Source organism: Streptomyces subrutilus, from assembly GCF_008704535.1.
GTDB lineage: Bacteria > Actinomycetota > Actinomycetes > Streptomycetales > Streptomycetaceae > Streptomyces > Streptomyces subrutilus.
In genome coordinates this window covers 2,233,030-2,257,426 of record NZ_CP023701.1, presented here as the reverse complement: position 1 = coordinate 2,257,426, position 24,397 = coordinate 2,233,030, and the positions used below count along the sequence as shown (strand labels likewise).

Annotated in this window: 20 protein-coding genes; 13 read left to right on the top strand and 7 right to left on the bottom strand. The window is 72.4% G+C overall.

Annotation, left to right across the window (positions count from 1 at the left end; genetic code table 11):
• Window positions 1-10: 10 nt before the first annotated feature.
• Together CP968_RS09530 and CP968_RS09525 are read right to left on the bottom strand one after the other, a co-directional pair.
• Window positions 11-1,390: an aspartate aminotransferase family protein gene (locus tag CP968_RS09530; protein ID WP_189828959.1), complete on the bottom strand. Its 1,380-nt coding sequence runs from the start codon at window positions 1,388-1,390 to the stop codon at window positions 11-13.
• Window positions 1,375-1,878: an Lrp/AsnC family transcriptional regulator gene (locus CP968_RS09525; protein ID WP_150517594.1), complete on the bottom strand. Its 504-nt coding sequence runs from the start codon at window positions 1,876-1,878 to the stop codon at window positions 1,375-1,377. The genes CP968_RS09530 and CP968_RS09525 overlap by 16 nt, the downstream gene beginning before the upstream one ends.
• 169 nt (window positions 1,879-2,047) lie before the next feature.
• Here CP968_RS09525 and CP968_RS09520 point away from each other — a divergent pair, with 169 nt between their 5' ends.
• Both CP968_RS09520 and CP968_RS09515 read left to right on the top strand, forming a co-directional pair.
• A complete protein-coding gene (locus CP968_RS09520; protein WP_150517593.1) occupies window positions 2,048-3,487 on the top strand; it encodes a gamma-aminobutyraldehyde dehydrogenase in 1,440 nt (479 codons plus the stop codon).
• A 91-nt stretch (window positions 3,488-3,578) separates the two neighbouring features.
• Entirely contained in the window at window positions 3,579-4,757 is a 1,179-nt protein-coding gene (locus tag CP968_RS09515) for an ABC transporter substrate-binding protein (protein ID WP_150517592.1), read from the top strand.
• 12 nt (window positions 4,758-4,769) lie between these two features.
• On the opposite strand, the gene CP968_RS09510 is transcribed toward CP968_RS09515, so the two are convergent.
• Window positions 4,770-5,510, bottom strand: coding sequence for a glycerophosphodiester phosphodiesterase (locus CP968_RS09510; protein WP_150517591.1), 741 nt, complete (start codon window positions 5,508-5,510; stop codon window positions 4,770-4,772).
• A 21-nt stretch (window positions 5,511-5,531) separates the two neighbouring features.
• A complete protein-coding gene (locus CP968_RS09505; RefSeq protein ID WP_150517590.1) occupies window positions 5,532-6,557 on the bottom strand; it encodes an adenosine deaminase in 1,026 nt (341 codons plus the stop codon).
• Window positions 6,558-6,667: 110 nt separating this feature from the next.
• Between CP968_RS09505 and CP968_RS09500 the strand changes: the two genes are divergently transcribed.
• Complete coding sequence (locus tag CP968_RS09500) at window positions 6,668-7,414, top strand: DUF4190 domain-containing protein (RefSeq protein WP_150517589.1); 747 nt, start codon at window positions 6,668-6,670, stop codon at window positions 7,412-7,414.
• Between the two features lie 55 nt (window positions 7,415-7,469).
• Here CP968_RS09500 and CP968_RS09495 read toward each other — a convergent pair whose 3' ends face one another.
• Window positions 7,470-8,018 (bottom strand): NADAR family protein, encoded by a 549-nt coding sequence (locus CP968_RS09495; protein ID WP_167536779.1) that lies wholly within the window; start codon window positions 8,016-8,018, stop codon window positions 7,470-7,472.
• A gap of 194 nt (window positions 8,019-8,212) precedes the next feature.
• Between CP968_RS09495 and CP968_RS09490 the strand changes: the two genes are divergently transcribed.
• From CP968_RS09490 to CP968_RS09455, 8 genes are all read left to right on the top strand, one after another.
• Entirely contained in the window at window positions 8,213-9,727 is a 1,515-nt protein-coding gene (locus CP968_RS09490) for a gamma-aminobutyraldehyde dehydrogenase (protein ID WP_150521828.1), read from the top strand.
• 52 nt (window positions 9,728-9,779) lie between these two features.
• Window positions 9,780-11,030, top strand: a complete 1,251-nt coding sequence (locus tag CP968_RS09485) for a polyamine ABC transporter substrate-binding protein (RefSeq protein WP_150517587.1) — start codon at window positions 9,780-9,782, stop codon at window positions 11,028-11,030.
• 123 nt (window positions 11,031-11,153) lie between these two features.
• Entirely contained in the window at window positions 11,154-12,320 is a 1,167-nt protein-coding gene (locus tag CP968_RS09480; RefSeq protein ID WP_150517586.1) for an ABC transporter ATP-binding protein, read from the top strand.
• Window positions 12,317-13,246 (top strand): ABC transporter permease, encoded by a 930-nt coding sequence (locus tag CP968_RS09475; RefSeq protein ID WP_150517585.1) that lies wholly within the window; start codon window positions 12,317-12,319, stop codon window positions 13,244-13,246. The genes CP968_RS09480 and CP968_RS09475 overlap by 4 nt, the downstream gene beginning before the upstream one ends.
• Window positions 13,246-14,052, top strand: coding sequence for an ABC transporter permease (locus tag CP968_RS09470; RefSeq protein WP_150517584.1), 807 nt, complete (start codon window positions 13,246-13,248; stop codon window positions 14,050-14,052). The genes CP968_RS09475 and CP968_RS09470 overlap by 1 nt, the downstream gene beginning before the upstream one ends.
• 23 nt (window positions 14,053-14,075) lie before the next feature.
• Entirely contained in the window at window positions 14,076-15,494 is a 1,419-nt protein-coding gene (locus CP968_RS09465; protein ID WP_150517583.1) for an NAD(P)/FAD-dependent oxidoreductase, read from the top strand.
• 142 nt (window positions 15,495-15,636) lie between these two features.
• On the top strand, window positions 15,637-16,113 hold the full coding sequence (locus CP968_RS09460) for a hypothetical protein (RefSeq protein WP_189828960.1): 477 nt from the start codon (window positions 15,637-15,639) through the stop codon (window positions 16,111-16,113).
• An 82-nt stretch (window positions 16,114-16,195) separates the two neighbouring features.
• Window positions 16,196-18,007 (top strand): chitinase, encoded by a 1,812-nt coding sequence (locus CP968_RS09455; protein ID WP_150517582.1) that lies wholly within the window; start codon window positions 16,196-16,198, stop codon window positions 18,005-18,007.
• On the opposite strand, the gene CP968_RS09450 is transcribed toward CP968_RS09455, so the two are convergent.
• Together CP968_RS09450 and gabT are read right to left on the bottom strand one after the other, a co-directional pair.
• Window positions 17,973-18,512 carry a phosphatase PAP2 family protein gene (locus tag CP968_RS09450; RefSeq protein WP_306419915.1) on the bottom strand — a complete coding sequence of 180 codons (540 nt, stop codon included), beginning with the start codon at window positions 18,510-18,512 and terminating at the stop codon, window positions 17,973-17,975. The genes CP968_RS09455 and CP968_RS09450 overlap by 35 nt on opposite strands.
• Before the next feature lie 374 nt (window positions 18,513-18,886).
• A complete protein-coding gene (gabT, locus tag CP968_RS09445) occupies window positions 18,887-20,221 on the bottom strand; it encodes a 4-aminobutyrate--2-oxoglutarate transaminase (protein WP_150517580.1) in 1,335 nt (444 codons plus the stop codon).
• A 435-nt stretch (window positions 20,222-20,656) separates the two neighbouring features.
• Here gabT and CP968_RS09440 point away from each other — a divergent pair, with 435 nt between their 5' ends.
• Complete coding sequence (locus CP968_RS09440) at window positions 20,657-22,600, top strand: ATP-binding protein (RefSeq protein WP_341873736.1); 1,944 nt, start codon at window positions 20,657-20,659, stop codon at window positions 22,598-22,600.
• A gap of 193 nt (window positions 22,601-22,793) precedes the next feature.
• Window positions 22,794-24,374 (top strand): PucR family transcriptional regulator, encoded by a 1,581-nt coding sequence (locus tag CP968_RS09435; protein WP_150517579.1) that lies wholly within the window; start codon window positions 22,794-22,796, stop codon window positions 24,372-24,374.
• Window positions 24,375-24,397: the final 23 nt, after the last annotated feature.

The window sequence follows — 24,397 nt, the reverse complement described above, 5'->3', positions numbered from 1 at the left end:
GGCGGGTCGTTTAGAGCTTGGTCCACGCCTCGGTGAGCACCGAGCGCAGGATGCCCTCGATCTCGTCGAAGGTGCCCTGGTTCGCGATCAGCGGCGGGGCCAGCTGGATGACCGGGTCGCCGCGGTCGTCGGCCCGGCAGTACAGGCCGTTGTCGAAGAGCGCCTTGGAGAGGAAGCCGTAGAGCACGCGCTCCGTCTCCTCGTCCGTGAAGGACTCCTTGGTGTTCTTGTCCTTGACGAGCTCGATGCCGTAGAAGAAGCCGTTGCCGCGGACGTCGCCGACGATGGGCAGGTCGTGCAGCTTCTTCAGCGTCGAGAAGAAGGCGTCCTCGTGGTCCAGCACGTGCTGGTTGAGGCCCTCCTTGTCGAAGATGTCGAGGTTGGCCAGCGCGACCGCCGAGGAGACCGGGTGGCCGCCGAAGGTGTAGCCGTGCAGGAAGGTGTTGTCGCCCTTGTAGAACGGCTCCGCGAGGCGGTCCGAGATGATGCAGGCGCCGATCGGGGAGTAGCCCGAGGTCATGCCCTTGGCGCAGGTGATCATGTCCGGGACGTAGTCGAACTTGTCGCAGGCGAACATGGTGCCGAGGCGGCCGAAGGCGCAGATCGTCTCGTCGGAGACGAGGAGCACGTCGTACTCGTCGCAGATCTCGCGGACCCGCTGGAAGTAGCCGGGCGGCGGCGGGAAGCAGCCGCCGGCGTTCTGCACCGGCTCCAGGAAGACGGCGGCGACGGTGTCGGCGCCCTCGAACAGGATCTCCTGCTCGATCTGGTCGGCGCACCAGCGGCCGAAGGCCTCCGGGTCGTCGCCGTAGATCGGGGCGCGGTAGATGTTGGTGTTCGGCACCTTGTGCGCGCCGGGCACCAGCGGCTCGAAGGGGGCCTTCAGGGCCGGCAGGCCGGTGATCGACAGGGCGCCCTGCGGGGTGCCGTGGTAGGCGACCGCACGCGAGATGACCTTGTACTTGGTGTGCTTGCCCTGCAGCTTGAAGTACTGCTTCGCGAGCTTCCAGGCCGTCTCGACGGCCTCGCCGCCACCGGTGGTGAAGAAGACCTTGTTCAGGTCGCCGGGGGCGTAGTGGGCGAGGCGCTCGGCGAGCTCGACGGCCTTGGGGTGCGCGTACGACCAGATGGGGAAGAACGCGAGTTCCTGGGCCTGCTTGTAGGCGACCTCGGCCAGCTCCTTGCGGCCGTGACCGGCGTTGACCACGAACAGGCCGGCGAGCCCGTCGAGGTAGCGCTTGCCCTTGTCGTCCCAGATGTAGGTGCCCTCACCGCGGACGATGGTGGGGACGGGTGCGTTCTCGTAGGACGACATGCGGGTGAAGTGCATCCACAGGTGGTCGTACGCGGTCTTGGAGAGGTCCTGGCTCACGGTTATCGGGTTCCCCACATGTAGGTCTGCTTCTTCAGCTTCAGGTAAACGAAGCTTTCGGTTGATCGCACGCCGGGGAGCGCGCGGATCTTCTTGTTGATCGTCTCCAGCAGGTGGTCGTCGTCCTCGCAGACGATCTCCACCATCAGGTCGAACGATCCCGCGGTCATCACCACGTACTCGCACTCGGCCATCGCCGTCAGGGCGTCGGCCACCGGGTCGAGGTCTCCCTCGACGTTGATGCCGACCATCGCCTGGCGCCGCAGGCCCACGGTGAGCGGGTCGGTGACGGCGACGATCTGCATGACGCCCTGGTCGAGCAGCTTCTGCACCCGCTGGCGCACGGCCGCTTCCGACAGGCCGACCGCCTTGCCGATGGCTGCGTAGGGACGGCGTCCGTCCTCCTGCAGTTGCTCGATGATCGCCAGGGACACAGCATCGACCGAAGGGGACGGTTGTCTGTTCCTGGAATCTGCGCTTCGACTGACCACGTCCTCACTGTGCACGAGGAGTCGTCTGTTCCGCAAGACGGAACCGATGAAATTCGTTGTTTGACGTACTGGATCTCACTGATTTCGTGGTTACCGGCCTGTGGGCCTGTCGAAAGCATCCGCCTAGGAGCTAGGCTGGGGATTCGTCTCAATCGTTGGACATGTGATCAGGAGAGTGGCTGGAGTGACCACCGAACTGCGTCGTCTGCGCAACTACATCGGCGGGGAGTTCAAGGACGCCGCCGACGGGCGGACCACCGAGGTGGTCAACCCCGCCACCGGCGAGGCGTACGCCACCGCCCCGCTCTCGGGCCAGGCCGACGTCGACGCCGCCATGGCCGCCGCCGCGGCCGCCTTCCCGGGCTGGCGCGACACCACCCCGGCGGAGCGGCAGAAGGCGCTGCTGAAGATCGCCGACGCCTTCGAGGCGCGCGCGGACGAGCTCGTCGCCGCCGAGTCGGAGAACACCGGCAAGCCGCTGGGCCTCACGGCCAGCGAGGAGCTGCCGCCGATGGTGGACCAGATCCGCTTCTTCGCCGGCGCCGCGCGCCTGCTGGAGGGCCGCTCGGCCGGCGAGTACATGGACGGCATGACCTCCATCGTGCGCCGCGAGCCGGTCGGCGTCTGCGCCCAGGTCGCACCGTGGAACTACCCGATGATGATGGCCGTCTGGAAGTTCGCCCCGGCCATCGCCGCGGGCAACACCGTGGTCCTCAAGCCCTCGGACACCACCCCCGCCTCCACCGTGCTGATGGCCGAGATCATCGACTCGGTCCTGCCCAAGGGCGTCTTCAACGTCGTCTGCGGCGACCGCGAGACCGGCCGGGCCATGGTCGAGCACCCCACCCCGGCGATGGCCTCCATCACCGGCTCGGTGCGCGCCGGCATGCAGGTCGCCGAGAGCGCCTCCAAGGACGTCAAGCGGGTCCACCTGGAGCTCGGCGGGAAGGCCCCGGTCGTGGTCTTCGAGGACGCCGACCTCGCCAAGGCCGTCGAGGACATCGCGGTGGCCGGCTACTTCAACGCCGGCCAGGACTGCACCGCCGCCACCCGCGTGCTGGTGCACGAGTCGATCCACGACGAGTTCGTCACCGCGCTCGCCAAGGCCGCCGCCGACACCAAGACCGGACAGCCGGACGACGAGGACGTGCTCTACGGCGCCCTCAACAACCCCAACCAGCTGGCCCAGGTCTCCGGCTTCATCGAGCGCCTCCCCGCCCACGCCAAGGTCGAGGCGGGCGGCCACCGGGTCGGCGACAAGGGCTACTTCTACGCCCCGACCGTGGTCTCCGGCCTGAAGCAGGACGACGAGATCATCCAGAACGAGGTCTTCGGCCCCGTCATCACCGTCCAGTCCTTCACCGACGAGGCCCAGGCCCTGGAGTACGCGAACGGCGTCGAGTTCGCCCTCGCCTCCTCCGTGTGGACCAAGAACCACGGCCGCGCGATGCGCATGTCCAAGAACCTCGACTTCGGCTGCGTGTGGATCAACACCCACATCCCGCTCGTCGCCGAGATGCCCCACGGCGGCTTCAAGAAGTCCGGATACGGCAAGGACCTCTCCGCCTACGGCTTCGAGGACTACACCCGCATCAAGCACGTCATGACCTCGCTCGACGGCTGACCGGCGCATCGGTCACCGCACAGCGTTGACGGGGCGGGCAGTAGACAACATGTCTATTGCCCGCCCCTTCGCGTTCGCCCAGGCTTTGCCCATGCCTGAACTCGCCTTCTCCCGCCGCGCGGCGCTGCGCGGCCTCGGTGCCGCGGGCCTGTCGGCCGCACTCACCGGCTGCGGCGTGCCCGCCGCCTACGTCCCCGAGGGCCGGCGCGAGGGGTCCGACCGCTCCGGACGGGACCGGAGCGTCGCCTTCTCCAACTGGCCGCTGTACATCGACACCGACGCCGAGGACGAGACGCGCCGCCCCACGCTGGAGGCCTTCGCGGAGCGGACCGGCATCGAGGTCCGCTACACCGAGGAGATCAACGACAACGACGAGTTCTTCGGCAAGATCAGCCCGGCCCTGATGAACCACCAGGAGACCGGCCACGACCTGGTCGTGGTCAGCGACTGGATGGCCGCCCGCTTCGTCCACCTCGGCTGGGCGCAGAAGATGGACCGCGCGGCCCAGTCCAACGTGGCCCGCCACCTCGACCCGCAGCTGCGCACCCCCGCCTTCGACGAGGGCCGGCTGCACACCGTCCCCTGGCAGTCGGGGATCACCGGCATCGCCTACAACCGCAAGGCCCTCGGCCGGGAGATCCGCTCCGTCCGCGACCTGTGGCGGCCGGACCTCGCGGGCAAGGTCACCCTCTTCTCCGGCCTCGACGAGTCCTTCGCCCTCCTCATGCAGGGCAACGGCGTGGACGTCACCGCCTGGACCGAGTCCGACTTCCACCGGATGTGCGACCAGGTCGAGGCCATGGTGAAGAAGAAGCACATCCGCCGCTTCACCGGCAACGACTACACCTCCGACCTCAGCAAGGGCGACGTCCTCGCCTGCCAGGCCTACTCCGGCGACGCCGTCCAGCTCCAGGCCGACAACCCCGACATCGAGTTCGTGGTCCCGGAGGAAGGGGCCGAGCTGTGGGCCGAGAGCCTGCTCGTCCCCAACCTGGCCCGGCACAAGGCCAACGCCGAGGCGCTGATCGACTACTACTACGACCCGCGGGTGGCCGCGGAGCTCGCCGCCTCCGTCAACTACGTCTGCCCCGTCCCGGCCGCCCGCGAGGTCCTCGCCGGCTCCGACGACCCGGAGACCGCCGCGCTCGCCGAGAACCCGCTGATCTTCCCCGACGACGAGATGCGCAAGCGGCTGGTCGTGGCCCGGGACATCTCCTCCGCCGAGCGCCGGACCCTCGCCCGGCGCTGGAACGCCATCGTCGGCCTCTGAACGCGGCCGCCCCTACCGGGCCGTCGCCGACGGCCCCGCCGTACCGCCGCCCGGAGCGGGCGCCGACAGACCGTGTCCGGCCCGTACGGCGGTCAGCGCGTCGACCCGGTTCGTCGTGATCGCGTCCACCCCGGCCGCGACGAGCCCGCGCATCGTCCGCCGGGTGTCGGCCGTCCACGCGGACACCAGCAGCCCGTCGCGGTGCAGCGCGTCGGTCAGCTCCCGGCTCACCAGCCCGAAGCGGTAGTTCAGCCAGCGCGGCCGCACCGCGTCGACGAGCACCCGCCGCGGCGGCGACAGCGTGGTCCAGGTCAGCGCGATCTCCGCGCCCGGATCGGCCGCGCGGACCGCCAGCATCGTGCCCGGCCCCGCGCAGTAGTACGTCCGGTCGCGGGCCCCGCACGCGCGGACCAGGTCCACGACGGTCCGCACCGCCTCCGGCGAGGCACCCGGCAGGTCGATCATCAGCCGGCCCGCGCCCGCCGCGGCCAGGGCCGCGCGCAGGGTCGGGACCCCGCCCCCGGCGAGCTCCGCCAACTGCGGGGCCGTGACGGCGTCGAGCCGCACGTCGTGGCCCCACAGCCGCCGCAGCGTCGCGTCGTGGAGGAGGACCGGCACCCCGTCGCGGGTGAGCCGTACGTCGACCTCCACCGCGTCCGCGCCGCGGGCGAAGGCGGAGCGGATCGAGGGCAGGGTGTTCTCGCGGACGCGGTAGGGGTCGCCGCGGTGTCCGACGGCGGTCAGGGTGCGCATGCACCCATTCTCAGGGGCGGTTCAGCGGGCGAGCCACGCCTCGGTGTACGTGTCGATCTCCGCGGCGATCCGCTCCTTGCCGGCCGCGTCGAGGAACGAGGCCTCCACCGCGTTCTTCGCGAGCCGCGCCAGGCCGCGCTCGTCGAGGTCCAGGAGGCGGGCGGCGACCGCGTACTCGTTGTTCAGGTCGGAGCCGAACATCGGCGGGTCGTCGCTGTTGATGGTGACGAGCACGCCCGCCGCGACCATCTCCTTGACCGGGTGCCGGTCGAGGTCGGTGACGGCGCGGGTGGCGATGTTGGACGTCGGGCAGACCTCCAGCGCGATCCGGTGCTCGGCCAGGTACGCCAGCAGCTCCGGGTCCTGCGCCGCGCTGGTGCCGTGGCCGATGCGTTCGGCGCCCAGCTCCCGGACGGCGTCCCAGACGGTCTCGGGGCCGGTGGTCTCGCCGGCGTGCGGCACGCTGTGCAGGCCGGCCGCCCGGGCCCGGTCGAAGTACGGCTTGAACTGCGGGCGCGGCACGCCGATCTCGGGGCCGCCCAGGCCGAACGAGACCAGACCCTCGGGGCGCAGGTCGACGGCGAGGCGGGCGGTCTCGGCCGCGGCCTCCAGACCGGCCTCGCCGGGGATGTCGAAGCACCAGCGCAGGATGACGCCGAGCTCGGCCTCGGCGGCCTTGCGGGCGTCCTCGATGGCCTCCATGAAGGCCTTCTCCTCGATGCCCCGGCGGGTGGAGGAGTACGGGGTGATGGTCAGCTCGGCGTAGCGGATGTTCTGCCGGGCCATGTCGCGGGCGACCTCGAAGGTGAGGGTCCGGACGTCGTCGGGGGTGCGGACGAGGTCGACGACCGACAGGTAGACCTCGATGAAGTGCGCGAAGTCGGTGAAGGTGAAGTAGTCGGCGAGGGCCTCGGGGTCGGTGGGCACCTTGGAGTCGGGGTGCCGGGCGGCGAGCTCGGCCACGATGCGCGGCGACGCCGAGCCGACGTGGTGGACGTGGAGTTCCGCCTTGGGCAGCCCCGCGATGAAGGGGTGCAGGTCGGTCATGAGGGTGCCTCCGGTGGGACGCGGTGCGGGCAGGTCGGGAGCCATCGTAGGCAGGCCGGTGACGGACGGTGGGCAGCGATTAGCATGGCTGTACGAGAGGGGGGTGCCGCATGACCGAGAACAGCCAGGAACCGCGCGACCCGTGGGCGCCGCCGGAGCAGCCCGGGGTCGACCTGGGCAAGGCGCAGGACGCGCCCCGGGACGTGCCCGGTCCACCCGCGCGGCCGGCGGCGTGGGGAGCGCCCGGCCGGCCGGCCGCCGACGAGCACCCGACGCTCGCCGCCGCGCCCGGCGAGGGCGCGCCGCCCACCGCCGAGACGCCGGTGCCGGGACGGCCGGCCTACGGCTACCCGGCCGCCCCCGACCACGCGGGGTACGGACGGCCCGCCGCCCCGCCGCCCACCGGGCCGGGCCACGGGTACCCCGGGGACGCGGGGTACCCGGGCCCCGGCTTCCCCCCGGGGCCGCCCGGCCCTCCCCACGGGCAGCCCGGCCATCCGTACGGGCAGCCCGGATACCCGTACGGGCAGCCGCAGCCGAGCAACGGCTTCGGGATCACCGCCCTCGTCCTCGGCATCACCGCGGTGGTCGTCGGCCTGTTCGGCTGCTTCCTGGCCTTCCTGGGCGTCCCGCTCGGCATCGGCGGCGTCGTCTTCGGCGCGCTCGGCCGGGGCAAGGCCTCGCGGGGCGAGGCGGGCAACGGAGGGATGGCCCTGGCCGGGATCATCACGGGCGCGGTGGGGATCGTGGTCGGCATCCTGGTGTCGATCCTGTTCTTCGGCATCCTGAGCGGCCTGCCGGGCGACGCCGACTACGGCGACCCGTACTCGAACTCCCGCTTCAACGAGAAGATCTGACCCTCCGCCGGACGTCCGCCGGACCCGCCCGTCGCGGGTCCGGCCCGTCCGCCCGTCAGCCGGCCCGCAACCGCTCCCGCGCCTCCATCAGGGCGAAGCCGAGCAGGTTCAGCCCCTGCCAGCGCGCCGGGTCCAGGGCCCGCTCGTCGTCGGCCGCCAGCCCGATGCCCCAGATCCGGTCCACCGGGCTGGCCTCGACCAGCACCCGGTCCCCGGTGGCCAGCAGGTACGCGCGCAGTGCCGGGTCGGCGCCGAACTTGTGCACGCTGCCCGCCACCACCAAGGCGAAGCGCTCCCGCTCCCACGTCGCCTCGTCGAAGCCGCGCACCAACCGCCCGGCCTTCTTCGCCTGCGCCGGCCCCCTCGCCGCCACCGCCGCCCGCTCGGCCTCCGCGTCCCCGAACAGGCGGGCCTTGCCCGCCATCATCCAGTGCTCCGCGGTGGCGTAGTGGACGTCACCCACAGTGAATCCGGACGGCCACCACTGGCTCAGGCAGCCCGGTCCCGGGCTTCCGTCGGGCTGCGGCCGGTGCCCCCAGAACGGCAGGAACTTCACCCGTTCACCCCGGCTGACCTGCTTGATCAGTGCGTCGATCGTCTCCATGCACGCGAGTCTGGCAGTCGCCACGGACACTTCGTACGGGATTTCGGGCGCGCCTCGACACATGGTCGACCGATTCCGTCGCGTAATCAAAAGGCAACAACGGAATCACTTGGCCGGGGGCACCACCTCTGCCAGGATCGGCACTCAATTCGAGCTGTAGCTCGAACTGTAGCTACGGAGAGCGTGAGAGCGTGATGGGCAACCGCTTCCAGGTCAAGGACCGCTTCGCGGACGGCGCGCAGTACATCGACGGACAGCTCAGGGCCGGCACCTCGGGCCGGTCACACACCGTGGTCGATCCGGCCACCGGCGACGAGGTCCTCACCTACGAGCTGGCCGGCACCGCGGACGTCGACGCGGCCGTCGCCGCCGCCAAGAGGGCCTTCCCGGCCTGGTCCGGGGCGACCCCCGGCGAGCGGTCGGACGCCCTGCACCGGCTGGCCGCCGTCCTCGCCGAGCAGGCCGGGGACTTCGCGTACGCCGAATCCCTGCAGTGCGGCAAGCCGCTCAAGCTGTCCACGGAGTTCGACGTACCGGGCACGATCGACAACACCGCCTTCTTCGCCGGGGCGGCCCGCCACCTCCAGGGGCAGGCGGCCGGCGAGTACTCCGGCGACCACACCTCCTACGTGCGCCGCGAGGCCATCGGGGTGGTCGGCTCCATCGCGCCCTGGAACTATCCGCTCCAGATGGCCGCGTGGAAGATCCTCCCGGCCATCGCCGCGGGCAACACCATCGTCCTCAAGCCGGCCGAGCTCACCCCGCTCACCTCGCTGATGTTCGCGCAGGCCGCCAAGGAGGCGGGGCTCCCCGACGGGGTGGTCAACATCGTCACCGGCGACGGCCGCGTGGCCGGCGAGCACCTCGTCGGCCACCCCGACGTGGTCATGACCTCCTTCACCGGCTCCACCGCGGTGGGCAGGCGCGTCGCCGAGATCGCCACCGCCACCGTCAAGCGGCTCCACCTGGAGCTCGGCGGCAAGGCGCCCTTCCTCGTCTTCGACGACGCCGACCCGGAGGCCGCCGCGCACGGCGCCGTCGCCGCCTCGCTCATCAACACCGGCCAGGACTGCACCGCCGCCACCCGCGCCTACGTGCAGCGCCCCCTCCACGACGCCTTCGTCGCCCGGGTCGCCGAGCTGATGGAGACGGTCCGCCTCGGCGACCCCTTCGCGCCCACCACCGACCTCGGCCCGCTGGTCTCGCACGCCCAGCGCGACCGGGTGGCCGGCTTCGTCGAGCGCGCCCGCGGCTACGCCACGGTCGTCACCGGCGGCGAGGCGCCGGGCGGCGACCTCGCCGCCGGCGCGTACTACCGGCCGACCCTCATCGCGGGCGCCGCGCAGGACAGCGAGGTGGCCCAGTCCGAGATCTTCGGCCCGGTCCTCGTCGTCCTGCCCTTCGACACCGACGACGAGGGGATCGCGCTGGCCAACGACACCCCGTACGGACTCGCCGCCTCGGCCTGGAGCCGCGACCTGTACCGGGCGAACCGCGCCACCCGCGAGATCAAGGCGGGCTGCGTCTGGGTCAACGACCACATCCCGATCATCAGCGAGATGCCCCACGGCGGCTACAAGGCGAGCGGCTTCGGAAAGGACATGAGCGTCTACTCCTTCGAGGAGTACACCCAGGTCAAGCACGTGATGTACGACAACACCGCGGTCGCCGCGAAGGACTGGCACCGCACGATCTTCGGGGACCGATAGAGACCAGCCGCCGGACCAGCGGCGCCGTACCCATCCCGAAAGGGCAACGCGCATGGAGCAGTTCGAGCCCGACCGCCTCTCGGCGGCGCAACGCGCCGCGCTGCGGCGCAGCCTCACCAGCGGGCGCGGCGCCCTCACCCGCCGCTCGCTGCTGCGCGCCTCCGGAGCCGGAGCGCTCACCCTCGGCGGCCTGTCCACCCTCGCGGCCTGCGGCATCCCGCCGGCGAAGCGCGCGGGGGAGGCGGCGGCGGCCTCCGACGACTTCTCGGACCGGGAGAAGGAGCTCGTCTTCTCCAACTGGACCGAGTACATGGACACCGGCGAGGACGACAAGGGCCGCCCCACGCTGGACGAGTTCGGCCGGCGGACCGGGATCAAGGTCAAGTACACCGAGGACATCAACGACAACGTCGAGTTCTTCGGCAAGATACGCCCGCAGCTCGCGGCCGGCCAGGACACCGGCCGCGACCTGATCGTCGTCACCGACTGGCTCGCCGCCCGCATCATCCGCCTCGGCTGGGCCCAGAAGCTCGACCCCTCCCACCTCCCGCACGCCTACGCCAACCTGTCCCCGCAGTTCCGCAGCCCCGACTGGGACCCGGGGCGCGCGTACAGCTACCCGTGGACCGGCATCTCCACCGTCATCGCCTACAACGCCAAGGCCACCGGCGGCAGGACGGTCGACTCCGTCACCCAGCTGCTCGACGACCCCACCCTCAAGGGCCGGGTCGGCTTCCTGACCGAGATGCGCGACAGCGTCGGCATGACCCTCCTCGACCAGGGCAAGGACCCGGCGCGCTTCACCACGGCCGACTTCGACGGCGCGATCGGCCGGCTCCAGAAGGGCGTGGAGAAGAACCAGATCCGCCGCTTCACGGGCAACGACTACACCGCCGACCTCGACAAGGGCGACCTCGCGGCCTGCCTGGCCTGGGCCGGCGACGTCATCCAGCTCCAGGCCGGCAACCCGGACATCAAGTACGCTGTCCCGGCCGCCGGCTACATCACCTCCAGCGACAACCTGCTCGTCCCCGCCAAGGCCCGGCACAAGGCCAACGCGGAGCAGCTCATCGACTACTACTACGAGCTGCCGGTCGCCGCCCGGCTGGCCGCCTACATCAGCTACGTGTGCCCCGTCGAGGGCGTCAAGGACGAGCTCGCCGCGATCGACCCCGCGCTCGCGGACAACACCCTGATCGTCCCGGACAAGGCCATGACCGCCAAGTCCCACGCCTTCCGCTCGCTCACCGGCGAGGAAGAGACGGCGTACGAAGAGAAGTTCGCCAAGCTCATCGGCGCCTGAGCGCCCCGCGGCGAGCCCCGGAGGACCGGCGCCCCGCCCACCGGACCAGCCCGGTGGCGGCGCACCCCGGCCGGCTCGGCCGAGCCCCCGACATCTCCCCCCACCCAACCCCGGGACCCACCCATGACTGACAAGACCGCGGGCGGCGACGTCCGCCTCGCCGGGATCAGCAAGCACTACGGCACCTTCACCGCCGTGCACCCGCTGGATCTCACCATTCCGCAGGGCTCCTTCTTCGCCCTCCTCGGTGCCTCGGGCTGCGGCAAGACCACGACCCTGCGCATGATCGCCGGCCTGGAGGAGCCCTCCACCGGCACGGTGCACCTCGGCGACCGGGAGGTCACCGACCTGCCGCCGTACAAGCGCCCGGTCAACACGGTCTTCCAGAGCTACGCCCTCTTCCCGCACCTGAACATCTTCGAGAACGTCGCCTTCGGACTGCGCCGCCGCGGCATCAAGTCCGTCAGGAAGCAGGTCGACGAGATGCTGGAGCTGGTCCAGCTCGGCCAGTTCTCGCACCGCAAGCCGCACCAGCTCTCCGGCGGCCAGCAGCAGCGCGTCGCCGTCGCCCGCGCCCTGATCAACCACCCCCAGGTGCTCCTGCTCGACGAACCGCTCGGCGCCCTCGACCTCAAGCTGCGCCGCCAGATGCAGCTGGAGCTCAAGCGCATCCAGACCGAGGTCGGCATCACCTTCGTGCACGTCACGCACGACCAGGAGGAGGCCATGACCATGGCCGACACGGTCGCCGTGATGAACGGCGGCCGCGTCGAGCAGCTCGGCGCCCCCGCCGAGCTCTACGAGAACCCGGGCACCACCTTCGTCGCCAACTTCCTCGGCACCTCCAACCTCATCGAGGCGTCCGTCGAGTCCACCGGCTCCGACGTCGTGGTGGCCGCGTCCGGCAGCAGGCTCGCCCTGCCCGCCTCCCGATGTTCGACCACGCCCGCCACCGGCGGGAAGCTGCTGGTCGGCGTGCGGCCCGAGAAGATATCCCTGGTCCACGCCGACGAGGAGCACACCATAGGCGCCGGCCGCAACAGGCTCCCGGGCCGGATCGTCCACTCCTCCTTCATCGGCGTCTCCACCCAGTACGTCATCGACGGCCCGGCCTGCCCCGGCCTGGAGGTGTACGCGCAGAACATCGAGCGCGACGCCCGCCTGGTCCCCGGCGCCGAGGTGGTCCTGCACTGGAACCCCGAGCACACCTTCGGACTCGACGCCGCCCAGTCCCCGCTCGCGGGCACCACGGCCGCCGCGGACGCGGAGACGGCGGGGGAGGGCGCATGACCACCACCGCGGCGCCGCCCCAGGCGCCCGCCCCCGCCGGGCCCCCGGTCCACAAGACGGTGCTGCGCAAGCGCCTGGTCCCGTACTGGCTGCTGCTCCCCGGCATCCTGTGGCTGCTCGTCTTCTTCGTGCTGCCGATGGTCTACCAGGCCTCCACCTCGGTGCAGACCGGCTCGCTCGAAGAGGGCTTCAAGGTCACCTGGCACCTCCAGACCTACTGGGACGCCTTCACCGAGTACTACCCGCAGTTCCTGCGCTCGCTGCTGTACGCCGGCACCGCCACCGCGCTGTGCCTGCTGCTCGGCTACCCGCTGGCCTACCTGATCGCCTTCAAGGCCGGCCGGTGGCGCAACCTGCTGCTGGTGCTGGTCATCGCCCCGTTCTTCACCAGCTTCCTGATCCGCACCCTGGCCTGGAAGACGATCCTGGCCGACGGCGGACCGGTGGTCGAGGTGCTCAACGGCATCGGCTTCCTCGACGTCACCAGCTGGCTCGGGATGACCCAGGGCGACCGGGTGCTCGCCACGCCGCTCGCGGTCGTCTGCGGTCTGACGTACAACTTCCTGCCCTTCATGATCCTGCCGCTGTACTCCTCGCTGGAGCGCATCGACACCCGCCTCCACGAGGCGGCCGGGGACCTCTACGCCCGCCCCGCGACGGTCTTCCGGAAGGTGACCTTCCCGCTCTCGATGCCGGGCGTCGTCTCCGGCACCCTGCTGACCTTCATCCCGGCCAGCGGCGACTACGTCAACGCCGAACTGCTCGGCTCCACGGACACCCGGATGATCGGAAACGTCATCCAGTCGCAGTACCTGCGCATCCTCGACTACCCCACCGCGGCCGCGCTGTCCTTCATCCTCATGGCCATCGTGCTGATCATGGTCACCATCTACATCCGCCGAGCGGGGACGGAGGACCTGGTCTGATGCGCGCACCCCTCACCTGGCTCCGGCGCAACCTGATCGTCATCGCGGGCCTCGGCACGCTCGCGTACATGATCCTGCCGAACGTCGTCGTCACGGTCTTCTCCTTCAACAACCCCACCGGCCGGTTCAACTACGCCTGGCAGGAGTTCTCGCTCGACGCGTGGAAGGACCCCTGCGGCGTCGCCGACCTGTGCGGCTCGCTGTCGCTGTCGCTCCAGATCGCGCTGTGGGCCACCCTCGCCGCCACCGCCCTGGGCACCGCCATCGCCTTCGCGATGGTCCGCTACCGCTTCCGGGGCCGCGGGGCCGTCAACTCGCTGATCTTCCTTCCCATGGCCATGCCCGAGATCGTGATGGCGGCCTCGCTGCTCGCGCTCTTCCTCAACATGGGCATCCAGCTGGGCTTCTGGACGATCCTCATCGCCCACGTCATGTTCTGCCTCAGCTTCGTCGTCGCCGCCGTCAAGGCCCGCGTCCTGTCCATGGACCCGCGGCTGGAGGAGGCCGCCCGCGACCTCTACGCGGGACCGGTGCAGACCTTCGTACGGGTCACCCTGCCGATCGCGGCGCCGGGCATCGCGGCGGGCGCGCTGCTCTCCTTCGCGCTCTCGTTCGACGACTTCATCATCACCAACTTCAACTCGGGCAACACCGTCACCTTCCCCATGTTCGTGTGGGGATCGGCCCAGCGCGGTACGCCCGTGCAGATCAACGTCATCGGCACGGCGATGTTCGTCATCGCGGTGCTGGTGGTCCTCGCCGGCCAGATGGTCGGCAACCGCCGCAAGAAGGCGCAACCGAAGTAGACCCCTGTAGGGAGTTGGAAGCCATGGCCCCAGCCGCCATGCGTAGTGTCGCGAAGTCCCTTTCCGAAGCGAAGCCGGTCTCGTACTGGCTGGACGACCCCGGCAAGCCCGCCGCGCAGCCGGCCCTCACCGCCGACGAGCGGTGCGACCTGCTGGTCGTCGGCGCCGGCTACAGCGGCCTGTGGACCGCCCTCATCGCCAAGGAGCGCGACCCCGGGCGGGACGTCGTCCTCATCGAGGGCAAGGAGGCGGGCTGGGCCGCCTCCGGCCGCAACGGCGGCTTCTGCGCCGCCTCGCTCACCCACGGCCTGGCCAACGGCCTGGCCCGCTGGCCCGACGAGCTCGCACGGCTGGAGGAGCTGGGCGCCCGCAACCTCGACGCCATCGAGGAGGCGGTCGCCCGCTACGGCATCGACTGCGACTTCGAGCGCACCGGCGAGATCGACGTGGCCACCGAACCCCACCAGGTCGAAGAGCTGCGCGAGCTCCACGAGGAGGCCCGGCGCCTGGGCCTCGCCGACGGCTCGCAGTGGCTGGACGCCGAGGCGCTGCGCGCCGAGGTCGACTCGCCGACCTTCCTCGCCGGGCTGTGGGACAAGGACGGCGTCGCCATGCTCAACCCGGCGAAGCTGGCCTGGGGCCTCAAGCGGGCCTGCCTGGAGCTCGGGGTGCGGATCTACGAGCACACCCCGGGCCTGGAACTGGCCCGGGCCGGCGCCGGGATGGCCGTGCGGACCCCGTACGGCACCGTCCGGGCCCGCCGGGTCGCCCTGGGCACCAACGTCTTCCCGTCACTGGTCCGCCGCATCCGCCCGTTCACCGTGCCGGTCTACGACTACGCCCTGATGACCGAGCCGCTCGACGAGGCGCAGCTCGCCGCCGTCGGCTGGAAGGGGCGCCAGGGCCTGGGCGACAGCGCGAACCAGTTCCACTACTTCCGGATCACCCCCGACCACCGCATCCTGTGGGGCGGCTACGACGCCGTCTACCCCTACCGGGGACGGCTGGACGCCGCCCACGACGACCGGCCCGAGACCTACCTCAAGCTCGCGGAGCACTTCTTCACCGCCTTCCCGCAACTGGAGGGCCTGAAGTTCACCCACGCCTGGGGCGGCGCGATCGACACCTGCTCGCGCTTCTCGGCCTTCTTCGGCACGGCGCACGCCGGGAAGGTGGCCTACGCGGCCGGCTTCACCGGGCTCGGGGTGGGCGCCACCCGCTTCGGCGCGGACGTGATGCTCGACCTGCTCGACGGGGCCGACACGGAGCGCACCCGGCTGGAGATGGTGCGGACCCGGCCGATGCCGTTCCCGCCCGAGCCGTTCGCCTGGACCGGGATCACCCTCACCAAGTGGTCGCTGGCCCGCGCCGACCGCCGCGGCGGGCACCGCAACCTCTGGCTGCGCACGCTCGACCGCTTCGGCCTCGGCTTCGACAGCTGACCGCGCCGCTCGGCGCGCCGCCGGCTCACCGTGTGACCCGCCTCACTACCAAGGAGTAACGAAACCCGCGTCATAGTCGTGCCCGGCCCCGCTCTCTCCGGTTGAGAACCCTTCACCGCACGAGACGAACGGAGGCCGGGCCATGGCGATCCCGGGGGTCAAGACGGCAGTGGAATGGCTGGTCACGGCGGCGCCCGACCCCGAGGCCTGCCGGTGGGAGTGGGAGCGCAACCCCCTCGGGGTCGCCCTGCTGCCCGCGGGCCGGCACTGGGACGTGCTGATCGTGCCCGGGGGCCTGGGGCAGGCCACCCTGGACGTCCTGGGGCTCCTGGTGGAGCGGCCCGGCCCGGTGCTCGCCGACTTCGGCGACTCCCGGCTGGGCTTCTTCGTGCCCCCGGGCACCGCGTCCCGCTGGCTCGGCACCGGTGTCCGGGGGGCGGGCCGGGGCTCCTGGGTCGTCGTCCCGTACCCCGGCCGGGCGACCGGCGGTGTGCGCTGGATGGTGCTCCCCGACGGGCGGGGGACCCTCACCGATCCGGCCGTGCTGGAGCTCGCGATGCACGAGGCCGCGGCCGCCGCCGCGGGGTCCGCCGGCGAGGGGGCGGGACGGAAACCTTGACGGAGGCATTGACAAGAACATTGGTCTGGACCATCTTGGGCGCCGCTGACCCCCTCCATCCCCCCATGCCCCGGAGGCAGTTGTGCGCAGAGCCACGTCCTTCCTTACGGCCGCCGCCCTGGCGGTGGCCGCCTTCCTCGCCGCGGGCCCGCCCGCCGCGGCGGCGGACGCCGACCTCGTCCGCAACGGCGGCTTCGAATCCGGCCTCGACGGCTGGAGCTGCTCCGGCGGCACCGGAGCCGTCGCCACCACCCCGGTCCACGGCGGGAGTTCCGCCCTCCGGGCCACCCCGGCGGGCCAGGACAACGCCCGCTGCTCCCAGACCGTCACCGTCAAGCCCGACGCGACGTACACGCTCGGCGCGTGGGTGCAGGGCGCGTACGTCTACCTCGGCGCGACCGGCACCGGCACCACCGACGCGGCCGTCTGGACCCAGAGCCCCGGCGCCTGGAAGCAGCTGACGACCACCTTCCGCACCGGCCCCTCGACGACCTCGGTGACCGTCTACACCCACGGCTGGTACGGCCAGCCCGCCCACCTCGCCGACGACGTCACCCTGGTCGGACCCGACCCCGGCGGCACCGGACCCGGCCAGCCCCAGCCCCCGGCCGCCCCCACCGGCCTGACCGCGTCCGCGACCTCGTCGACCTCGGTCGCGCTGTCCTGGGCCGCGACGGCCGGAGCCACCTCGTACAAGGTCTACCGCGAGGGCGCGGCCCCGCTGGCCGTCACCACCGCGTCGGCGGCCGTCACCGGCCTCACCGCGTCCACCGCGTACGCCTTCCAGGTGGCCGCGGTGAACGCCGCCGGCGAGTCCCCGAAGAGCGCGGCCGTCCAGGTCACCACCTCCGGCGGCGGCAACCCCGGCAACCCGGGGCTGCCCGCGCACGCCCTGGTCGGCTACCTGCACGCCAGCTTCGCCAACGGCGCCGGCTACGTCCGGATGGCCGACGTCCCCGCGTCCTGGGACGTCATCAACCTCGCCTTCGGCGAGCCGACCTCGGTGACCTCCGGTGACATCCGCTTCCAGCTCTGCCCGGTCGCCGAATGCCCGAACGTCGAGTCACCGGCCGAGTTCAAGGCGGCCATCAAGGCCAAGCAGGCCGCCGGCAAGAAGGTCCTGATCTCCATCGGCGGCCAGAACGGCCAGGTCCAGCTGTCCACCACGGCCGCCCGCGACACCTTCGTGTCCTCCGTCGGGAAGATCATCGACGAGTACGGCCTCGACGGCCTGGACATCGACTTCGAGGGCCACTCCCTCTCCCTGGCCACCGGCGACACCGACTTCCGCGCCCCCACCACCCCGGTGATCGTCAACCTGATCTCGGCCGTGAAGACCCTCAAGGCCAGGTACGGCCCGAACTTCGTGCTGACCATGGCCCCCGAGACCTTCTTCGTCCAGCTCGGCTACCAGTACTACGGCTCCGGCCCCTGGGGCGGCCAGGACCCGCGCGCCGGCGCCTACCTCCCCGTCATCCACGCCCTGCGCGACGACCTCACCCTGCTCCACGTCCAGGACTACAACTCCGGCTCGATCATGGGCCTCGACAACCAGTACCACTCCATGGGCGGCGCGGACTTCCACATCGCCATGACCGACATGCTGCTGACCGGCTTCCCGGTCGCCGGCAACACCGCCCGCGTCTTCCCGGCCCTGCGCCCCGAGCAGGTCGCCATCGGCCTGCCGGCGACGACCAACGCGGGCAACGGCCACACCTCGCCCGCCGAGGTGAACAAGGCGCTGGACTGCCTCACGAAGAAGACGAACTGCGGCAGCTACCAGACCCACGGCACCTGGCCCGCGCTGCGCGGGCTGATGACCTGGTCGATCAACTGGGACCGGTTCGGCGGGTGGGAGTTCAGCCGGAACTTCGACGCGTACTTCGGCGGCTGACCCGGTCCACCCCGATCAGCAGGGGCGCGCACATCAGCAGGCTGGCGAGCACGTCCAGCGGCCAGTGCCAGCCCCGCAGCACCAGACCGGTGGCCGTCGCACCCGTGAGCACCAGGGCGACGGCCACCGGCCACGGGCGGCGGACGTACGGCCGCACGAGCAGGGCGGCGCCCACGTACGCGACGGCGGCGGTGGCCGTGTGGCCCGAGGGGTAGTAGCCCGCCGCCCAGGGCTCCAGCGGGCCCGGACGGGCGGTCCACTCCTTGAGCGGGACGACCAGCGCCGGTACCGCGAGCATCGCGGCTCCGGCCGCCAGCGCCGCGAGCCGCCGGCCGCGCAGGGCGGCGTACGCCATGGCCAGGGCGAGGACCGGCACGGCGACCGGGACGTTGCCGAGGTCGGAGAGGCGCTCGGTGACGGAGTCGGGAATCGTGCGCACCAGCGCGCGGCTGATCGCGTGGTCCGGCGCGAGCAGCGGACCCGAGACCAGGACCTGCCAGGTCACCAGCGCGAAGAGGAGGCCGCAGAGCGCCGCCGCGAGCCGGGGGGAAGTGGCCGGCCGTCCCGGAACAGGGGGGATGGTTCCGGGACGGCCGCCCGGATCGGGTTGCCGCGGGCCCCGGGGGGTTTGGGGCGGACGGCCGTCCGATCGGCGAGGAGTGTGCGCGAACGCATGCCCAGTACGGCGCTGGGGAAGCCCGGCACTGGTGTCGCCCACGGTTTCCCGGGAGCGGGGTGTCTCACTCATCTGCAGAAACCGTACGTCAGAGAAAGGGGGGCCGACAGCAGGAACGCGCTCCCGCCATCGGCCCCCCACAGCTTCTTCACAGCGTCCGACCGTTACCGGCGGTACCGGTCGCGGAGTGTTCGGACGTTCGCTCAGATGCCCGCGAACGCGGCCTCGATGACGTCCAGGCCCTCGTTCAGCAGGTCCTCGCCGATGACGATCGGCGGGAGGAAGCGGAGCACGTTGCCGTAGGTGCCGCAGGTGAGGACCAGCACGCCCTCGGCGTGGCAGGCCTTCGCGAGCGCGCCGGCCGCCTCCGGGAAGGGGGTCTTGGAGACCGGGTCCTTCACGAGCTCGATGGCGATCATGGCGCCGCGGCCGCGGATGTCGCCGATGATGTCGTACTTCTCCCGCATGGCCGCGAGGCGGGTCTTCATGACGGACTCGATCTTCTTCGCCGCGGCGTTGAGGTCGAGCTCCTTCATGGTCTCGATGGAACCGAGCGCACCGGCGCAGGCCACCGGGTTGCCGCCGTAGGTCCCGCCCAGACCGCCGCCGTGGACGGAGTCCATGATCTCGGCGCGGCCGGTCACGGCGGCCAGCGGCAGGCCGCCCGCGATGCCCTTGGCGGTGGTGATCAGGTCGGGGACGATGCCCTCGTCCTCGCACGCGAACCACTGGCCGGTGCGGCAGAAACCGGACTGGATCTCGTCGGCGACGAAGACGATGCCGTTGTCGTTGGCGAATTCCACCAGCGCCGGCAGGAAGCCCTTGGCCGGCTCGATGAAGCCGCCCTCGCCCAGGACCGGCTCGATGATGATCGCGGCGACGTTCTCGGCGCCGATCTGCTTGCTGATCTGGTCGATCGCCTGGGCGGCGGCCTCGGGGCCGCAGTTCTCGGCGCCGGTCGGCCAGCGGTAGCCGTAGGCGACCGGGACGCGGTAGACCTCGGGGGCGAACGGGCCGAAGCCCTGCTTGTACGGCATGTTCTTCGAGGTCAGCGCCATCGTGAGGTTCGTACGGCCGTGGTAGCCGTGGTCGAAGACGACGACGGCCTGGCGCTTGGTGTACGAACGGGCGATCTTGACGGCGTTCTCGACGGCCTCGGCGCCGGAGTTGAACAGGGCCGACTTCTTGGCGTGGTCACCCGGGGTGAGCTCGGCGAGGGCCTCGCAGACCTCGACGTAGCCCTCGTACGGCGTGACCATGAAACAGGTGTGGGTGAAGTCGGCGAGCTGGGCGGAGGCGCGGCGCACGACGGCCTCGGCGGAGGCGCCGACGGAGGTCACGGCGATGCCGGAACCGAAGTCGATCATGCGGTTGCCGTCGATGTCCTCGATGATCCCGCCGCCCGCGCGCGCCGTGAACACGGGCAGCACGGAGCCCACGCCGCCGGCGACCGTCGCGAGACGGCGGGCCTGCAGCTCCTGCGACTTGGGGCCGGGGATCGCGGTGACGATGCGGCGCTCCTGCGGGACAGCGGTCATAGAGGGCTCCTGGGGGTGTTTTCGGACGCACGTGTGTCTTTGTCCGCAGGCTAGGCCCGGCGGCGGGCGGAGGGCATGCGCCGATCGGGAGTGGTGGCGCGGTGTCCTTGTCCGCGACGGCCATAGGAGGCGCGGACGACCCGCGCCGGGCCCCACCGGGGACCCGCCGGGACGGACCACCGCGCGGTACGCCCCGCCCGGCCGGGCCGGGCACTAGATTGAGCGCCGCAGCGCAGGCTTTGGCAGGGGGCAGGGGTTCATGGACACGGACGGCACGCACGAAGCACGCACCACCCGCACGGGCCACGTCCCACGCCCCGCGGGCCCACCCCCGACCCCCCTCCCGCCCAGGCCCACCACCCCCCACCCAAACCCCCCCACGCCCCCGCGACCCCACCCACCCCCCTGACGGACTGGCTGCGCACGGCGCGGCCCGTGGCCGAGCCCGGTGTCTGGCGCTACGGCCACGCCCCGCGTGCGGCACAGGAGCCGGAAGCGACCCCGACACGGCAGCTGATCAGCGGGGCCCTGATCGCCCTGCTCGCCGGGCTCCTGCTGTGGTCCCTGCTGTGGAACGGCTATCTCGGCGGGTTCTGGCTCTGGCCCCTCTACATGTTCACTCCCGACTCCTGGGCCAACACCAACGCCGCCGTCGTGTCGTCCTACATCTGGTACGCCGCCGTCGCCGTCGCCCTGCTCGTCGGCTTCGGCCGCCTCGGCCGCTGGCCCGAGCTCGGGCGCAGGCTGCTGGGCGGCCGGCCCGGGCAGGCCGCGCGGCCCGCGCTCCCGGTCCGCATCGAGCCCGGCGCCGACGACGACCCCGTGCGGTGGGGGTCCGTGCGGGGGGGCGGGCTGGGGGACGTGGCCGACCGGTTGGAGCGGGAGGCGGGGGACGGGCGGATGAACGACGTGGACTACGCGCGCATCCGCCGGGCCTGGGACACCGTCCGCGTCGACCCCACCCGAATGCGGGCCTTCGCCGACGCCGTGCGGGACAAGGGCGCCGGGGCCTGCGTGCACCCCTCCGGGGCGCGGGACCTGCCCGTGCGCGCCGCCCGGCACGACCTGCTCGCCCGGCAGGTGCTGCTCGGCACCGTCGAGGACGGCGCGCGCAACCCGTACGCCCGCCGCGGCACCGCCTTCGCCCTCGACCCCGACGTCCTCGGCACCTCGATGCTGGCCGTCGGCCCCTCCGGCAGCGGCAAGACCGCACGGCTGGTGCGGCCCGTCGTCGAGTCGCTCGCCCTCCAGGCGCTCGCCGGCCAGGCCGCCGTCGTCGCCGTCGGCGCGGCCGGGACGCAGTTCGGGCCCGACGCGGCCTTCGACGTCGTCGTCCGCGTCGGCGACCCCGCCTCCGTCTACGACCTCGACCTCTACGGCGGCGCCACCGACCCCGACGAAGCCGCCACCCTCCTCGCCGAGGCCTTCGTGGGCGACCTCCCCGGCATCGACGTGCGCCGCGCCGCGACCGCCCTCGCCCAGCTCCTCGGCCCGTTCCGGGCCGTGCACGGCCGCTTCCCCGCCGTACCCGAACTCCGCGAACTCCTCGACCAGGTGCCGGACGCCTTCGCCGCGCTGCGCCGCGAGCTGTCCGAGGCCGGACAGCCCGCCATGCTCCGCGAGCTCGACGCACGGGCCCGCCAGCACGGCGCCCACGGCGACCCCGGCCCGGCCCTCGCCGACCGCGTCGCCCTGCTCGACCGGCCCGCCTTCGCCGGGTTCTTCGACACCACCGGCCAGGGCCGGCCCTTCTCGCTGCGCGCCCTGGAACACCCCATCCGGGTCCGCGTCGACCTCCCCGAGCGCGGCCACGCCGACGCCTCGCGGATGCTGGCCCGGCTGCTGCTCGCCCAGTTCAACGCGGCCGCCGCCGCCCGCACCGACCGCTCCCTCTTCGCCTTCCTCGCCCTCGACGACGCCTCGCGCACCCTCACCCCGGAGACCGTGCGGGGCGTCCGGCGGCTGCGCTCGGCGCACGCGGGGGTGCTGCTCGCGCTGCGCACGCTGGACGACGTACCGGAGGCGCTGCGGACGCCGCTGCTCGGCGCCGTCGGCTGCCGGACGGCCTTCTCCGGGGTCACCACCTGGGACGGCAAGCGCTTCGCCGAGGCCTGGGGCACCGAGTGGGTGGAGACGCGGGACGTCACGCACCGCACCGTCTTCGCCGACCAGCCCCTGACCCGGGCCATCCACGCCTTCCGCAAGCTCGTCACCGGCAAGGCCGTCACCACCGACGCCGTGACCGTGCGGCAGGTGGAGCGGGAGCGCTGGTCGGCCTCGGACCTGGCGCACGCCATACCGCCGGGGCACGCGGTGCTGTCGCTGACGTCCGTCCGAGGGGAGCGGGCGGCCCCGCTGCTGGTCCGCCTGGCGGACTGAGACGCCGGCGGACCCGGCGCGACGGGTGGCCCGAACCATACGGGGTGGCAGAATCGAAGGTGCCGTTCGTACGACACGGCGAAACGGCGCCGACGCCCGTCCGCCGCCCGCAGCCGGTGTCCGCCCTCGCGGCCCGCCGCCCCGATCCCGCCGCCCGCTCCGGCCCCTCCTCCGCTAAGGCCCCTGGTAACCGATGCCGCTCACCCTCGCCTCGCTCGTCCAGCACTCGGCGCTCAAGCTCAGCGTCCGGGCCGGAGAGGGCCGCCTCGACACCCCGGTGCGCTGGGCCCACGTCAGCGAGCTCGCCGACCCCGTCCCGTACATGGAGGGCGGGGAGCTGCTCCTGATCACCGCGATGAAGCTGGACGCCGGGGACCGGGAGGAGATGGGCCGCTACGTGCGCCGCCTCGCCGCGGCCGGAGTCGTCGGCATCGGCTTCGCGGTCGGCGTGAACTACGACGCCGTCCCGCAGGCCCTCGTCGACGCCGCGCGCGCCGAGGACATGCCGCTGTTGGAGGTCCCGCGCCGCACCCCGTTCCTCGCCATCAGCAAGGCCGTCTCCGCCGCGCTGGCCGCCGACCAGTACCGGGCCGTGACCGCCGGTTTCGAGGCGCAGCGGGAGCTGACGCGCGCCGCGCTCTCCGCCGACGGGCCCGCCGAGCTGCTGGCGAAGCTGGCCGCGCACGTCCACGGCTGGGCCGCGCTGTACGACACCTCGGGCGCGGTGGTCGCCGCCGCACCCGACTGGGCCGCCCGCCGCGCGGCCCGGCTCACCCCCGACGTGGAGCGGCTGCGCGAGCGCCCCGCCCCAGCCAGCGCCGTGGTCGGCGGCTCGGAGGACCGCGTCGAGCTCCAGTCCCTGGGCACCGGCCGGCGCGCCCGCGGCGCGCTCGCCGTGGGCACCGGGGCCCCGCTGGGCACGGCCGAGCGGTACGCCGTCCACTCCGCGGTGGCCCTGCTGACCCTCACCACCGAACGCTCCCGCTCGCTGCACGACGCCGAGTCCCGGCTGGGCGCGGCCGTGCTGCGGATGCTGCTCGCCGGGGAGGCCGACCACGCCCGGGCCGTGGCCGGCGACCTGTACGGGGCCCTGCTGGAGGCGCCGTTCCGGCTGGTCACGGCCGAACCGGCGCTGCCCGGTACCGCCCAGCCGCAGGGACTGGCCCTGCTGGCGGACGCGGTGGAGTCCGCGGCCGCCCGCACCGGGGAGCCGCTGCTGGTGGTGCCGGAACCCGGCCGGCTGGTGGTCCTCGCCGCCGACGGGGGCTCGGCCGTCCAGGCATGCACGGAGTACGCCGAGGCCCTGGAGTCCCGCCGCGGCCGGGACGCCACCGGGCCCGAACCGGACGAGCTGGTCGTCGGCCTGTCCGCGCCGGCCGGGCCCGGCGGCGTGGCGGCCGCCCTCGTCCAGGCCGACCAGGCGCTGGCCGTGGCCCGGCGGCGGGGCCGGCCGCTGGTGGAGCACGAGGACATGGCTGCCGGGTCGGTGCTGCCGCTGCTCGCGGACGACGCCGTACGGGCCTTCGCCGACGGCACGCTGCGGGCCCTGCGCGAGCACGACGCGACCGGCCGCGGCGACCTGGTGGCCTCGCTGCGGGCGTGGCTCTCACGCCACGGCCAGTGGGACGCGGCCGCCGCGGACCTCGGCGTGCACCGCCACACGCTGCGCTACCGGATGAAGCGGGTCGAGGAGATCCTCGGCCGCTCCCTCGACGACCCGGACGTCCGCATGGAGCTGTGGCTCGCCCTGAAGGCCACCGGCACCCCCGCGTAGCCGCGCGATCCGCGCACCCGGCC